The organism is Actinomycetospora chibensis (genome assembly GCF_028737215.1).
GTDB lineage: Bacteria > Actinomycetota > Actinomycetes > Mycobacteriales > Pseudonocardiaceae > Actinomycetospora > Actinomycetospora chibensis.
The window spans coordinates 39054-52784 of sequence record NZ_JAQZAM010000019.1 but is presented as its reverse complement, the minus strand read 5'-3'; the positions used below and the strand labels follow the sequence as shown (position 1 = coordinate 52784).

Sequence of the window (13731 nt, the reverse complement as noted above, 5' to 3'; positions counted from 1 at the left end):
GTCACCCACGGATCGCGTCGACCGCGGTCCACACCGCGAGACCCACCATGATCGTGGCCGCCACCCGGGTCACCCACTTCACCGGGATGTACCGACGGACGCGGTCGCCGCCCCAGACCGCGAGCGCGGAGACGACCCAGAGCCCGAGCAGGGCGCCGATGCCGACGGCGACCGGGTCGCCGTACCGCGCGACCAGCGAGGCGGCGACGATCTGCGACGGGTCGGCGAACTCCGAGAGCACGGTGATCCCGAACGCGGTCGCGACCACGCTCCAGGCGGTGCGCGGCGTCTCCTTCAACGAGACCTCGTCGTCGTCATCGTCGTCCTCCTCGCCCTCCCGCCAGATCAGGAACGCCCCGACGAGGAAGATCAGGGCCAGGACGGCCTCGAGGGGCCGTTCGGGCAGCAGCGCCAGGAGGCTGCCGGCCGCGATCGCGACCCCGACGTGCACGAGCATCCCGGCGCAGACGCCGACCAGCACCCACCGCGCCGGGAGGCGGCTGGCGAGCACGAGCGTCACCAGTCCGCTGGTGTCCGCGACCTCCGCCAGGAACACGAGCCCGAAGGTGATGGCTGCCACTGACACGGAGGGATCATCCAGTCACGCACGCCCCACCACAACCGCCGCGTTCGTCGCGCAGGGCGCAGAATGGTTGTAGCGACAACCACCTCTCGCACGACGCCACACGAAGGAGCCCGATGACCGACGCCGGCCGCCCCCTGCTGCAGATCATCGTCGCGAGCACCCGCCCCGGGCGGGTCGGTGAACCGATCGCGCAGTGGTTCGCGTCGTACGCGCGGCAGTACGAGGGTTTCGACGTCGAGATCGTCGATCTCGCCGACGTCGACCTGCCGATGTTCGCCGAGCCGGAGCACCCGCGGTTCGCGCGCTACACGCTCGACTCGACGAAGGCCTTCAGCGCCACGATCGCCCGCGCGGACGCCTTCGCGATCGTCCATCCCGAGTACAACCACAGCTACAACGCCGCGCTGAAGAACGCGCTCGACCACCTCAACCAGGAGTGGGCGGGCAAGCCGGTCGCGCTGCTCGGCTACGGCGGAGTGGCCGCGGGTGCCCGCGCCACCGAGGCTCTCTGGCCGGTGCTGGTCGCCCTGCGCATGGTGCCGGTCGCGGCCACCGTGCCGATCCCGTTCGCCGCCAAGTTCGTCTCCGGCGAGGGCGACGCGCGAACCTTCACCCCGCCCGAGGAGACCGAGGCCGGCGCCAAGGCGGCCCTCGACGGCCTCGCCGGGTGGATCGAGACCCTGGGGCTGCGCGGCACGCACTGACCCGCACTCGCCGATACGATGGCGACCACTCGGGCAGCGTGGCTCGTGACGCCCACGCGACGTCCGAGGAGAGCGACGTGCTGCTGACACCGCACGAGCAGGAGAGGTTGCTGGTGCACGTCGCGGCGAACCTCGCCCGCGAGCGCCGCGCACGCGGCCTGCGCCTGAACCATCCCGAGGCCACGGCCCTGCTGACGTCCTGGATCCTCGAGGGCGCCCGCGACGGGCGGTCGGTCGCCGAGCTCATGGCCGACGGGCAGCACGTGCTCACCCGGGACGACGTCATGGACGGCGTGCCGGAGCTGATCCCGACGGTCGCGGTCGAGGCGACGTTCCCGGACGGGACCAAGCTCGTCTCCGTGCACGACCCGATCACGTGATCCCGGGACGGGTCGAGCCCGGCGACGGGGAGGTCCGCGCGGGCGAGGGCGCCGACAGCACCACGGTGCCCGTCCTCAACACCGGCGACCGCCCGATCCAGGTCGGGTCGCACGTGCACTTCGCGGCCACCAACCCCGCGCTGGAGTTCGACCGGGACGCCGCGGTGGGCATGCGCCTCGGGATCAGCGCGGGCACGAGCGTGCGATTCGAGCCGGGGGTCGAGCAGGACGTCACGCTGGTCGCGCTCGGCGGGGCCGGGGTCGTCCCGGGCCTGCGCCTCGACGTCGCCGACCCGGCCGGCGCCCACCGCGGGACCCCGGCCTCGGGCTGGACGGTGACCCGCGAGGCCTACGCCGAGCTGTTCGGCCCGACCGAGGGCGACCTCGTGCGCCTCGCCGACACCGACCTGCGTCTGCGCGTCGAGGAGGACCGCTGTCGCGGGCCGCGCGGCGGTGACGAGGCGGTGTTCGGCGGCGGGAAGGTCATCCGCGAGTCGATGGGGCAGGCGCGGGCGACCCGCGCCGAGGGCGCTCCCGACCTGGTGATCACCGGTGCACTGGTGCTCGACCACTGGGGCGTGGTCAAGGCCGACATCGGCGTCCGCGACGGCCGCATCGTCGGGATGGGGAAGGCCGGCAACCCCGACACGATGGACGGGATCACCCCCGAGCTGGTGATCGGGCCGGGCACCGAGGTCCTCGCCGGGAACGGCAAGATCCTCACCGCGGGCGGCGTCGACTGCCACGTGCACTTCATCAGCCCGCAGCAGCTCCCCGAGGCCCTCGGCTCCGGCGTGACCACGATGATCGGCGGCGGCACCGGGCCTGCCGAGGGCACGAAGGCGACGACGGTGACCCCGGGGGCCTGGTACCTCGCGCGGATGTTCGAGGCCCTCGACGGCGTCCCGATGAACGTCGCGCTGCTGGGCAAGGGCAACACCGTGGGCACCGACGCGATGCACGAGCAGGTCCGCGCCGGCGCGAGCGGCTTCAAGGTGCACGAGGACTGGGGCGCGACCCCGGCCGCCATCGACGCCGCCCTCCGGGTGGCCGACGAGACCGGGGCGCAGGTGGCGCTGCACACCGACACCCTCAACGAGGCCGGCTACGTCGACTCCACGCTCGCCGCGATCGCGGGGCGGAGCATCCACGCGTACCACACCGAGGGGGCCGGCGGCGGGCACGCGCCGGACATCATCACCGTCGCCGGACAGCCGCACGTCCTGCCGTCGTCGACCAACCCGACGCGCCCGCACACGGTCAACACCGTCGACGAGCACCTCGACATGCTCATGGTCTGCCACCATCTCTCGCCCTCGATCCCGGAGGACCTGGCGTTCGCCGAGTCGCGCATCCGGGCGTCGACGATCGCCGCGGAGGACCTCCTGCACGACCTCGGGGCGATCTCGATGATCGGCTCGGACTCGCAGGCGATGGGCCGGGTCGGCGAGGTCGTCCTGCGCACCTGGCAGACCGCCCACGCCGCCCGTCGCCGCATGCTCGGCACCGGCGGCACCACCGCTGACGACAACGACCGGGCCCGGCGCTACATCGCGAAGTACACGATCTGCCCGGCGATCGCGCACGGGCTCGACGCGGAGGTCGGGTCGGTGGAGGTCGGCAAGCTCGCCGACCTCGTGCTGTGGGACCCGGCGTTCTTCGGCGTGCGGCCGCACGTCGTCCTCAAGGGCGGCATGATCGCCTGGGGCCGGATGGGGGACGCCAACGCCTCCATCCCCACACCGCAACCCGAGCTCTCGCGCCCGATGTTCGGCGCCGCCCCCGCCGCGGCCGCGGCCACCTCGCTGTACTTCGTGACGGAGAAGGCGCTGGCCGCGCGCCTGCCCGAGCAGGTGGACGTGCGACGGCGGTTCGCGACGATCCGGTCGACGCGCGGGGTGAGCAAGGCCGACATGCCCGAGAACGCGACCACGCCGGACATCGCCGTCGACCCGGAGACGTTCACGGTGCGCATCGACGGGTCGGTCGTCGACCCCGACCCCGTCCGCGAGCTGCCGATGGCCCAGCGCTACTTCCTGTTCTGATGGGCCCGTCCTGATGGTGGCGCCGCAGCTGTGGCTGCTCGCCGACTCGCGCCTGCCGACAGGCGGCCACGCCCACTCGGCGGGCCTCGAGGCCGCCGCGACCCGGGGGCTCGTCCGCACCCCGGAGGACGTCGCGGGCTTCCTCGCCGCCCGGGTGCCGACGGCGGGCCTGCTCACGGCGGCGGCCTCCGCGGCGGCGTGCGCGCTCGGGGATCGCCCCGCCCACGCTCCGGTCGGCTGGGATCCCTGGGACGCGGCCGTCTCGGCGCGCACCCCGGTCGCGGCCCTGCGGGAGGTCTCGCGGGCCCAGGGGCGTGCGCTGCTGCGCACCGCGCGCGCGGCCTGGCCGTCGCTGGGCTACGACGCCCTCGGGCGCCGTCCGCACCAGGCGCTCGCGCTCGGTGTGGTCGTCGCCGCGGCCGGGGGGACCCCGCACGACGCCGCCGCCCTCGCCGTCCACCACCTCGCCGGGCAGGTCGTCTCGGCGGCGGTCCGACTGCTGGGGATGGACCCGCTCGCCCTGTCCGCGGTGCACGCCCGGGCGCTGGCCGACGGCGCGGCGACCGTCGCCGAGGCGGCGGCCGCCGGGAGCGCCGCCGCCGGCGCGCACGACCCCGCGCTGCTCCCCGCCGCGAGTACCCCGCTGCCCGAGGTGCTGGCGGTCCTGCACGCCCGGGGGGACGGAGCACTCTTTGCCTCCTGAGGCCCCCGCAGGCCCCGACGTCGACGCCACGGCCCGTGTGTCCCGCTCCGGCGGGCGCCTGACCTGGGCGTCGAGCCCTCCCCTCGTCCTGCGCCGCACGGGGCCGGGGCGGGTGCACCTGGTGCAGGTGGGTGGCGGACCGCTGGGCGGCGACCGTCTCCGGCTCGACGTCGATCTCGGGTCCGGCGAGCGCCTCGAGCTCCGCACCGCCGCCGCGACCGTCGTGCAGCCCGGGCGCCACGGCGGCAAGGCCCGCTTCGCCGTGACCGCCCGCCTCGGGCCGGGCGCGTCGCTGGACTGGCGCCCCGGACCGACCGTCGTCACCGACGGCGCAGACTGGTGGTCGAGCCTGGACCTGCGGCTCGCCGCGGGGGCGACCGCGACCGTCACCGAGCAGGTCGTGATGGGGCGCGCCGACCAGCGCGGCGGGCGCTGCCGCAGCGACCTCACCGCCACCGTCGACGGCCGTTCCCTGCTCGCGACGGCGACCCGCCTCGACGGCGCCGACGCGGTGCTCGCCGGGCCGGGCGGGAGCGGCGCGGCCCGCTCGCTCGGCACGCTGCTGGTGTGCGGCGACGGGCTGAACGGCATCGGCGACGACGGGGGCGAGAACGGCGCCCTGCGCTGGGCCCGGACCGTCCTCGACGGCCCGGGCGCGCTGGTCACGGCCCTGGGCCCGACCACGGACGTCGCCCGGACCGTCGAGGCCCAGCGTGCGCTCCTGGCCGGGGGCTAACGCGCGGGCAGCACGTGCCGCCCCTCGCGGTCGGTGGACAGGCACAGCGAGCAGACGTGCCCGGTCCCGGTGCCCGACGCCGCCATGTCGGGGCGCTCGAGGTCCTGCCCGCAGCCCTGGCAGTGCAGCGTCTCCCCCGACGGGTTGCCGTGCTCGTCGAACATCGGGGCGTCGATGCCGTCGTCGGTGCGGCGCAGGTAGTACCGGCCCTTCGTCGCGAGCGCGATGATCGGCGGCAGCACGAAGGCGAGCCCGATCGCCACCAGCGGCGAGTACGACGCGAGCGTCTCCCCCAGCGCGCCGAAGAAGGCGAGGATCGAGACGCCGGCGGCGATGAGCATCGAGCCGAAGCCCACCGGGTTCACCGCGTAGAGCATGCCGCGCCGGAACTCCGGGACCTTGGGCGAGATGCCGAGCAGGTACTTGTTGATCGCGATGTCGGAGGCGACGACGACGACCCACGCCATGCCGCAGTTCGCGTAGAACCCGAGGATCGTGTTGAGGAAGTCGAACATGTTCGCCTCCATCAGCACGAGCGCGATGAGGAGGTTCACCCCGAGGAAGACCAGCCGGCCGGGGTAGTGCTTCGTCACCCGCGTGTAGGAGTTCGTCCACGCCAGCGAGCCCGAGTAGGCGTTGGTGACGTTGATCTTGATCTGGCTGATCACGACGAGGATCACCGCGAGCGTGAGCGCGAGCCATGCCGGCATGATGTTGGTGTAGATCTCGAGGAACTGGCGCACCGGCTCGTTCGCGAACGACGAGGCGCCGGCCACGGTGGCCAGCAGGTACACCGCCAGGAAGAGCCCGACGACCTGCTTCGCCGCCCCGAAGATCACCCAGCCCGGCCCGGCGAGGACCGTCGCGGCCCACCAGCGCCGCGAGTTCTCCGGCGTCTTCGGCGGCATGAACCGCAGGTAGTCGATCTGCTCGGCGATCTGGGCGATGAGCGAGAGGCAGACCCCCGCGGCCAGCATCACCGACCCGAGGCTCGGCGTCCCCTGGCCCTCCTCGCCCTGGTATGCGAAGAACGCCTGCACCGAGTCCGGATGGCTGATGAGCAGGTGGACGAACGGCAGCACCATGAGGACCAGCCACAGCGGCGTGGTCCAGAGCTGCAGCTTCGAGAGCAGGCTCATGCCGTACACGACGAGCGGGAAGATGATGATCGTCGACACGGCGTAGCCGAGCCAGAGCGGCATGCCCAGCCCGAGCTCGAGGCCCTGGGCCATGATCGAGCCCTCGAGGGCGAAGAAGATGAAGGTGAACGTCGCGAAGATGATGTTCGTGACGACCGACCCGTAGTAGCCGAAGCCGCTGCCCCGGGTGATCAGGTCGAGGTCCAGGTTGTAGCGCGCCGCGTAGTAGGCGAGCGGGAAACCGGACAGGAAGATCACGACGGCGAACACCGCGATGCCCCAGAGGGCGTTCACCGTGCCGTAGGAGATCCCGATGTTGGCGCCGATGGCGAAGTCCGCGAGATACGCGATCCCGCCGAGGGCCGAGGCGGCCACGACGCCCGTCGACCACTTGCGGTAGCTGCGCGGGGCGAAGCGCACCGTGTAGTCCTCGAGCGTCTCCCGCGCCGCACCGGCCTGGGACGCGGCGGGTCGCGGCGGCGAGCTGGGTGCGTCCTGGCGTGTCGCGTCCTGCGTCACTGTGACCGTCCTCGAACCGTGGTCGGTGTCCCCCTCGGGGGCGGCTCGGATCAGAGCGTGAAGAGCGTGTGTGTTCACGCGGAAACAGCCGCACGACACTCGTGTTTCCGGCGGACACAGCGCCGCCCGGTCGGCCGATGATGCAGCGGTGCACAGACTCGACGTGGCGGACCCGGGCGGCGGCGCCCCAGACCCGCACGACCAGGACCCGCACGACCAGCACCCGCACCACCACCTCCCGCCGCGACCCGGTCGCGCCCTCCGGGTGGGCATCGGGGGACCGGTCGGGTGCGGCAAGACCGCGCTCGTGGCGGCGTTGTGCCGCGCGCTGGGCCACGAGCTCTCGCTCGCGGTGGTCACCAACGACATCTACACCACCGAGGACGCCGACTTCCTGCGCCGGCAGGCGGTGCTCGCCGACGAGCGGATCGTCGCGGTCCGCACCGGTTGCTGCCCGCACACCGCCATCCGCGACGACATCACCGCGAACCTCGACGCCGTCGAGGACCTGGTCGAGCGCCACGACCCCGAGCTCGTGCTCGTGGAGTCCGGCGGCGACAACCTCACGGCGACCTTCAGCTACGGCCTGGTGGACCGCCAGATCTTCGTGCTCGACACCGCGGGCGGCGACGACGTGCCCCGCAAGGGCGGCCCGGGGGTGGCGGGCGCCGACCTGCTGGTGGTCAACAAGACCGACCTCGCGCCGCTGGTCGGCGCGGACGTCGACCAGATGGCTGCGGACGCCGCTCGGGTGCGCGAGGGTCGGCCGACGATCCTGACGTCGGTGCGCACCGCCCCGGCCGTCACGGGGATCGCGGGCTGGGTCCGTGACGAGGTGGCCCGGCACGCCCTGGTCGGGCGCCGCGCGTAGATCACAGGGCGAGACCGAGCCCAGCGGCGCCGAGCCCGGCCAGCACCGAGGCGACCACGTTGAACACCGCCGAGCTCCAGGCGCCCTGCTCGGCGAGGCGGACGGTCTCGTAGCCGAGGGTCGACCACGTGCTCAGCGCACCACAGAATCCGGTGCCGACCAGCGCCGTCACCGCGGGCGAGGCGCCGAGGCCGAGGACCAGCCCGAGGACGAACGACGCGACGATGTTGACCGTGAACGTCCCCCACGGGAAGCCGGTGCCGTGGGTGGACTGCAGCCAGCGGTCGGTGAGGTAGCGGGCCGGGGCACCGACGGCGGCGCCGAGCACGACCAGCAGGCCCGCGGTGACGGTCATGAGCGGGCCACCGGGCGTCGCAGGCCGACGGCACGCCGGGTGATCGCCAGCCCGATCACGACCGCCACCACGGCGCCGACCACGGTCAGGACGAGGTAGAGGGCGGCCACGGCCAGGTGCGTGCCCCCGACGAGCTGCTGGGCCTCGACGGCGTAGCTGGAGAACGTGGTGAACCCGCCGAGCACGCCGGCGCCGAAGAACGGCCGCAGGATCGGGTGGGCCTCGCGCGCCTCGGTCACCAGCACGACCAGGACGCCCATGAGCAGGCACCCCGACACGTTGACCGCGAACGTCGACACCGGGAAGCCGCCGGGCGGGGCGGGCCACACGGCCAGCAGGGCCCACCGGGCCAGGGCACCGAGCGCGCCGCCGAGCGCGACCGCGCCGGTGCTCGCCGCCTGGCCGCGCAGCACCGGCAAGCCCGGTGGCCGCCCGGCGATCACGTCGTCGTCGTCGGACAACTCATCTCCTCGGTGCGACTCGTCGACTCCGGGAGGCTCCCCCGTCGTGGGGCGGCCCACCGGACGGTGTCTAGTTTCGACCGGTGCCGCCCAACATGGCGATCCTGGTGCACGGGACGGTCGCCGTCCTCGGATCGGCCGCCGTCCTGGCCACCCTGGCCGGTGCCGCGACGGCGAGCCCGCTGGTGGCGCTGAACGCCGTCGGGTTCGTCGGCACCGGCGCGCTGTCGTCCGCCGCGGTCTTCTACTCGGTGGCGCTGCTGCGGATCGGGCTGAACAGCGCCCGCAGGGCGGCGACGACCCTGGTCGCGGTGCTCGCGGGCTCCGCGGGGGTGATGACCCTCGTCCTCGTGCTGCTCCTCACCGAGGCGAGGTTCCGCGAGGAGGCGTCACGCTTCGGGCTCCACTCGGTGGCAGGGGTCGGCGTGCTGCTCGTGCTCGCCGTGGCCCTCGCGATCACCTGGCACGAGCGGTAGCCGGGCGGCGCAGGAGAGCCAGGGTCTCGCGCACCGCCATGAGCAGCGCGAACGTCGCGAAGACCAGGCCGAGCACCACCGTGTCCAGCGCCAGGCCGAGCAGGGCCCCGGCGACGACCCCGGGCGCCGACGTCAGCCCCAGCAGCCATCCCCAGCGGGCGGACGCCGTGCCCTGACGGATGTGCACCCAGGACCCGACGATCGAGTTGGGGATGAACATCAGCAACGAGGTCCCGGCGGCGACGTGCAGCTCGACGCCGAACAGCAGGACCATCGCCGGGACGGCGAGCAGCCCGCCGCCGAGGCCCATCGCCCCCGACCAGGCGCCGATCACGATCCCGACGACGAGGGTCGCCGGGACCACGAACCACAGGTCGGCGAGCAGCCCGGACGGCACGAGGGCGTGGGTCAGCAGCGGCAGCCCGAGCGCATCGACCGAGAACTTGGCGGCCGTCAGCACCAGGATCACGATCAGCAGGACCCGCAGCAGCCGGTCCGACGCGCGGGCCAGCAGGCGGGGCCCGATCAGGCCACCGAGGGTGCCGCCGACCAGCATCCCTGTGCCGACGCGCAGGTCGACCGCGCCGCCGCCGAGCGCGTAGGCGGCGGAGCCGGCCACGCAGATGCCGATGTTCGCGATCGTCGACGTGCCGTGCACGCGGGCCCGGGACATCGCCGTGAAGCGGTCGAGCCCCGCGACGAACAGCACCCCGCCGCCGCCGCCGATCAGGCCACCGACGACCCCGCCGACCACCCCGATGGCCGCGATCCCGCCGCGGGAGCCGCCCTCGGCCGGCTCGTCCCGCCCCGTCCGCACGGCGCCACTGTCGTCGATGGCGGTCGCCCGGGCCACCTCACGCCGCTGTCGGAGCTGTCCTGTGGATCGGTACCGTTCGGCCTGTCGATCCCGCCGGGGTCCGTCCGTGGGGAGGCATGAGCATCGACATCGAGTACCTCCCGCCCGCCCGCACCCTGCTCACCGGCCTGGCGATGGTGGAGTCCGCCCGCTGGCACGACGGACGGCTCTGGTTCGCGCACTGGGGCGTCGGCGAGGTCGTGGCCGTCGACCTCGACGGTCGCGCCGACGTGATGGCGCCCGGCCCGGCCTCCATGGGCTGGTCGATCGACTGGCTGCCCGACGGCCGCCTGGTCACCACGGGCGGGTCGGTCACCCTGCGCGAGCCCGGCGGTCCGGCGACGACGCTGCGCGACCACGGCGCCAACGAGGTCGTCGTCGACCCGCGCGGCCACGTCTACGTCAACGGCGCCGACTTCGACTTCGTCGGTGGCGCGGCTCCGGAGCCCGGCTGGATCGACCTCGTCGCGCCGGACGGGTCGTCCCGCCGGGTCGCCGAGGACATCCAGTTCCCCAACGGCATGATCGTGACCCCGGACGGTGCCACGCTCGTGGTGTCCGAGTCGTTCGCGGGCCGCCTGTCGGCGTTCGACATCGGCGCGGACGGCAGCCTCGCCGGCCGGCGCGTGTGGGCCGACGGCCTCGGTCCCGACGGCATCGCTGTCGACGCCGACGGGGCGATCTGGGCCCAGACCGCCGACACCTTCGCCCACTCGCAACAGCCGGGCGCGCCCGGCGGGGCCTGCGTCCGCGTGCTCGACGGCGGGGAGATCACCCACCGGATCGACACCGAGCTGCCCTGCTTCTCGTGCGCCCTCGGCGGCCCGGAGGGTCGACACCTGTTCCTGCTCTGCAACGAGTTCGAGGGCATCGACCGGTTCGCCGAGGTCCAGGCCCGGCGGTCGTCCCGCATCCTCGTCACCGAGGTGCCGGCGACCGGCCCAGGCGGGCGTGATCGATGATCGCCTCGAAGTCGACGCCGCGCAGCGTCCCGTAGCCCGGGCCCCAGCCGGTACCGAGCCGCGAGGTGACGAACGCGTCGGCGACGGCGGTGGGCGCGTGCTCGACGAGCAGCGCAGCCTGCGCCGCGAGCGCGAGCCGGGTGACCAGGTAGCGCGTGGTGTCCTCGGGCTCGTTCACCAGCTCCTCGATGTCGGCGAGGGCGCCGGCGAGCAGCGGGTGCTCGGCCGCGGCGGGCCGGATGTCGTCGAGGACCGGCTCGAGGGCCTTCGGCTCGCGGGCCAGGACGCGCCCGACGTCCATGACCATCATGTTCGAGGTGCCCTCCCAGATCGCGTTCAGCGGCGCCTCGCGGTAGTAGCGCGGCAGCGGGTGCTCCTCGATGTAGGCGTTGCCGCCGATGGACTGGATGACCTCCTCGGTGACCCCCGGGACCCGCCGGCAGTTCCAGAACTTGGCCACGGGCGTGAGCAGGCGGCTCACGAGCTGCTCGGACACGTCGTCCTGGTGGTCCACGGCGCGCGCCACCCGGAACCCGAGGTGCGCCGCCCCCGCCCACTCCAGGGCCAGGTCGGCGAGGACCGGCGCCTGGATCGGCAGCTGCGAGAGCGGGGCCCCGAAGGCGGTGCGGTGGTCGTTGTAGTGCAGCGCCTGGGACAGCGCCGCACGCATCAGGCCCGCGGAGCCGATCGCGAAGTCCAGGCGGGTGTACTCGGCCGAGGACAGGATCGTCCGCACGCCCTTGCCCTCCTCGCCGACCAGGATCGCCTCGGCGTCGTGGTACTCGATCTCCGAGGAGGCGTTGGCCCGGTTGCCGAGCTTGTCCTTGAGTCGGTTGACCCTGATGCCGTTGAGGCTCCCGTCGGCGCGCCGCCGCGGGACGAGCAGGCAGGAGACCCCGCCCTCGGTCTGCGCCACGGTGAGGTAGCAGTCGGCCATCGGGACCGAGGCGAACCACTTGTGCCCGTTGACCAGGTAGGTCTCCCCCGCCCCTCGCCGGCCGACCGGGCGGGCGACCGTGACGTTGGCCCGCAGGTCGGAGCCGCCGTGCTTCTCGGTCATGAAGTAGCCGATGGTGGCCGCCGACTTCGCGGTGACCGGCACGTCCGCGGGGTCGTAGCCCTCGACGACCACCTTCTCCGCCCACGGCGCGAGCTCGGGTCGGCTGCGCAGGATCGGGATCGACGCATAGGCCATGCCCGTCGGGCAGGCGGTCGAGCCGTCGACCTGGTTCCAGAGGTACGACAGCACCGCCCGCGCCGTGTGCGCGCCCGGCTCGTCGGCGGTCCACGCCAGCGAGTGCACCCCGGAGCCGAACGCCAGCGACATCAGGTCGTGGTAGCTCGGGTGGAAGTCGACGTCGAAGACCTCGCGGCCCAGCCGGTCCAGCGGGCGCAGCTCCGGGGAGTGGCGCTGGGCCTTGCGCGCGGTCTCGAGCACCTCCGGGTCCCAGACGCGCGCCCCGAGGGCGGAGGCGCGCTCGCGGGCCCACGGCGCGTACCGCTCGACGACCCCGGACGCGATCGCATCGCCGGCGAAGGCGTCGACCCCGTGCAGGTCCGGGACCAGGTTGTCCTCAGGGATCGGGCGCGGACGGGAGAACGGGGTCTCGTCGACGGAGGTCACCCGGCCATCTGAACCGCGGTTCACCACCCTCGTCAATCGCCGACCTGCGACTCGGCCTGCCACCCGGGCCGCATCCCGGACTCAGCGCCGGTCGAGGCCGTCCAGCAGCGGGATCAGCGCCGTGGCGAAGCGGTCCGGCTCGCCGAGCAGGGCCAGGTGGCGGGCGCCGGGCAGTTCCGCGATCAGGGAGGTACGCAGGCGTGCGGCGGTCGCCTGCGCCTGCTCGCGGGTGAAGCTGCCGTCCTCGCCGGCGTAGAGGATCGCGGTGGGGACGGCGACGGTCGACTCCTGCGCGTCGGTGAGGCCGATGAGCGGCTGCCGCAGGATGCTCGTCAGCGCGTCGACGGCCCCCGGGAGCAGGAACGGCGCGCGCCACCGGTCGATCGCGGCGTCGTCGACCGGGCACCCGGGCCCGCACTGCGCGGCGACGATCGAGCGGATCGGGGCACGGTGCCGCATCGCCGCGGTGACGAGCGCGGGCGCGATCGGGTCGACGAGCACCCGGCGTGCTCCGCCGCCCGAGCTCGTGCGGTCGGTCCCGAAGTAGGGGGTGCCGTCCCCGTTGGCCGCGACGACGCCGGTGATGCTCGTCGGCGCACGGAGTGCCAGCGACAGGGCGATCGCGACGCCCGAGGAGTGCCCGACGACGATCGGACGCTCGAGCCCGAGCGCCGCGATGAGGCCGCCGAGCTGGTCGGTGTCGGACGCGAGGTCGTAGGGCGGCACGCGGTCGGTGAACCCGTAGCCGCGCACGTCGTAGGCGTAGACGTCCCGGTCGGCGGCGAGCAGCGGCGCGACCCGCGACCAGACGTAGGTCGACTCCGCGAAGCCCGGCACCAGCACCAGCGGCGCCTTGCCGGACGGCCGCACGGCGGGCCAGTGCTCGACGTGCGTGCGGACCCCGGCGGCGTCGACGTCGAACCCCGGCGGCGCGACGTCGAGCTGCTCCGGGCTCAGGCGGTCCCAGCCCAGATAGGCCCCCGACACGGCGAACACCAGCACGACGAGCACCAGGAGGGTCAGGCCGACCCGCCGCGCCCACGTCCACACCCGACGGCGTCCGCGCACGGCGTCACTGTGCTCGCCCGCCGGTGCCGGCGCCGTGCGGCCCCAGCTCAGAAGGGTGGGGGCGGGTCGATGAGGGCCTGGCCGCGGCGGTGTGCGGTGTCTGGCGTCTCGGCGGCCTGCGGCGGGTGCGTCGGTACGGGCCACCACCCGCAGCCGCTTCTCCGCCGCCCGCTCCCGCCGCGCCGCCCACTGCGGATCCAGCGCCCCCGCCACCTCCTGCAGCCGCGCGATCAACGCCCCCACCGG

15 protein-coding genes are annotated in these 13731 nt (G+C 73.9%); 8 read left to right on the top strand and 7 right to left on the bottom strand.

The genetic code is table 11. The features are described from left to right. Position 1: 1 nt before the first annotated feature. Entirely contained in the window at positions 2 to 586 is a 585-nt protein-coding gene (locus tag PH189_RS24695) for a TMEM165/GDT1 family protein (protein ID WP_274191503.1), read from the bottom strand. A gap of 113 nt (positions 587 to 699) precedes the next feature. Here PH189_RS24695 and PH189_RS24690 point away from each other — a divergent pair, with 113 nt between their 5' ends. From PH189_RS24690 to PH189_RS24670, 5 genes are all read left to right on the top strand, one after another. After that, positions 700 to 1290, top strand: a complete 591-nt coding sequence (locus tag PH189_RS24690) for an NADPH-dependent FMN reductase (protein ID WP_274191502.1) — start codon at positions 700 to 702, stop codon at positions 1288 to 1290. A 77-nt stretch (positions 1291 to 1367) separates the two neighbouring features. After that, positions 1368 to 1670 carry an urease subunit gamma gene (locus tag PH189_RS24685; protein WP_274191501.1) on the top strand — a complete coding sequence of 101 codons (303 nt, stop codon included), beginning with the start codon at positions 1368 to 1370 and terminating at the stop codon, positions 1668 to 1670. Beyond that, on the top strand, positions 1667 to 3715 hold the full coding sequence (locus PH189_RS24680; protein WP_274191500.1) for an urease subunit alpha: 2049 nt from the start codon (positions 1667 to 1669) through the stop codon (positions 3713 to 3715). The genes PH189_RS24685 and PH189_RS24680 overlap by 4 nt, the downstream gene beginning before the upstream one ends. Before the next feature lie 13 nt (positions 3716 to 3728). Next, a complete protein-coding gene (locus PH189_RS24675; RefSeq protein ID WP_274191499.1) occupies positions 3729 to 4418 on the top strand; it encodes an urease accessory protein UreF in 690 nt (229 codons plus the stop codon). After that, positions 4408 to 5154, top strand: a complete 747-nt coding sequence (locus tag PH189_RS24670; RefSeq protein ID WP_274191498.1) for an urease accessory protein UreD — start codon at positions 4408 to 4410, stop codon at positions 5152 to 5154. Before PH189_RS24675 ends, PH189_RS24670 begins: the two co-directional genes overlap by 11 nt. Here the strand turns inward: PH189_RS24670 and PH189_RS24665 are convergent. Further along, complete coding sequence (locus tag PH189_RS24665; protein ID WP_274191497.1) at positions 5151 to 6812, bottom strand: purine-cytosine permease family protein; 1662 nt, start codon at positions 6810 to 6812, stop codon at positions 5151 to 5153. The genes PH189_RS24670 and PH189_RS24665 overlap by 4 nt on opposite strands. A 148-nt stretch (positions 6813 to 6960) precedes the next feature. Between PH189_RS24665 and ureG the strand changes: the two genes are divergently transcribed. Continuing rightward, positions 6961 to 7683: an urease accessory protein UreG gene (gene ureG / locus PH189_RS24660; RefSeq protein ID WP_274191496.1), complete on the top strand. Its 723-nt coding sequence runs from the start codon at positions 6961 to 6963 to the stop codon at positions 7681 to 7683. A 1-nt stretch (position 7684) separates the two neighbouring features. Here the strand turns inward: ureG and PH189_RS24655 are convergent, their stop codons facing one another. Together PH189_RS24655 and crcB are read right to left on the bottom strand one after the other, a co-directional pair. Then, on the bottom strand, positions 7685 to 8038 hold the full coding sequence (locus tag PH189_RS24655) for a fluoride efflux transporter FluC (protein ID WP_274191495.1): 354 nt from the start codon (positions 8036 to 8038) through the stop codon (positions 7685 to 7687). Next, complete coding sequence (gene crcB, locus PH189_RS24650; RefSeq protein ID WP_274191494.1) at positions 8035 to 8499, bottom strand: fluoride efflux transporter CrcB; 465 nt, start codon at positions 8497 to 8499, stop codon at positions 8035 to 8037. Before crcB ends, PH189_RS24655 begins: the two co-directional genes overlap by 4 nt. Positions 8500 to 8582: 83 nt before the next feature. Here crcB and PH189_RS24645 point away from each other — a divergent pair, with 83 nt between their 5' ends. After that, complete coding sequence (locus tag PH189_RS24645; protein WP_274191493.1) at positions 8583 to 8975, top strand: hypothetical protein; 393 nt, start codon at positions 8583 to 8585, stop codon at positions 8973 to 8975. Here the strand turns inward: PH189_RS24645 and PH189_RS24640 are convergent. Further along, the gene (locus PH189_RS24640; RefSeq protein WP_274191492.1) at positions 8956 to 9792 is read right to left on the bottom strand and encodes a sulfite exporter TauE/SafE family protein; all 837 of its coding nucleotides are present in this window, start codon (positions 9790 to 9792) and stop codon (positions 8956 to 8958) included. The genes PH189_RS24645 and PH189_RS24640 overlap by 20 nt on opposite strands. Positions 9793 to 9908: 116 nt before the next feature. On the opposite strand from PH189_RS24640, the gene PH189_RS24635 reads away from it, so the two are divergent. After that, a complete protein-coding gene (locus PH189_RS24635) occupies positions 9909 to 10793 on the top strand; it encodes an SMP-30/gluconolactonase/LRE family protein (RefSeq protein ID WP_274191491.1) in 885 nt (294 codons plus the stop codon). Here PH189_RS24635 and PH189_RS24630 read toward each other — a convergent pair. Together PH189_RS24630 and PH189_RS24625 are read right to left on the bottom strand one after the other, a co-directional pair. Continuing rightward, positions 10750 to 12417 carry an acyl-CoA dehydrogenase family protein gene (locus tag PH189_RS24630; protein ID WP_274191490.1) on the bottom strand — a complete coding sequence of 556 codons (1668 nt, stop codon included), beginning with the start codon at positions 12415 to 12417 and terminating at the stop codon, positions 10750 to 10752. The genes PH189_RS24635 and PH189_RS24630 overlap by 44 nt on opposite strands. Before the next feature lie 81 nt (positions 12418 to 12498). After that, positions 12499 to 13485, bottom strand: coding sequence for an alpha/beta fold hydrolase (locus PH189_RS24625; RefSeq protein WP_274191489.1), 987 nt, complete (start codon positions 13483 to 13485; stop codon positions 12499 to 12501). Positions 13486 to 13731 lie beyond the last annotated feature (246 nt).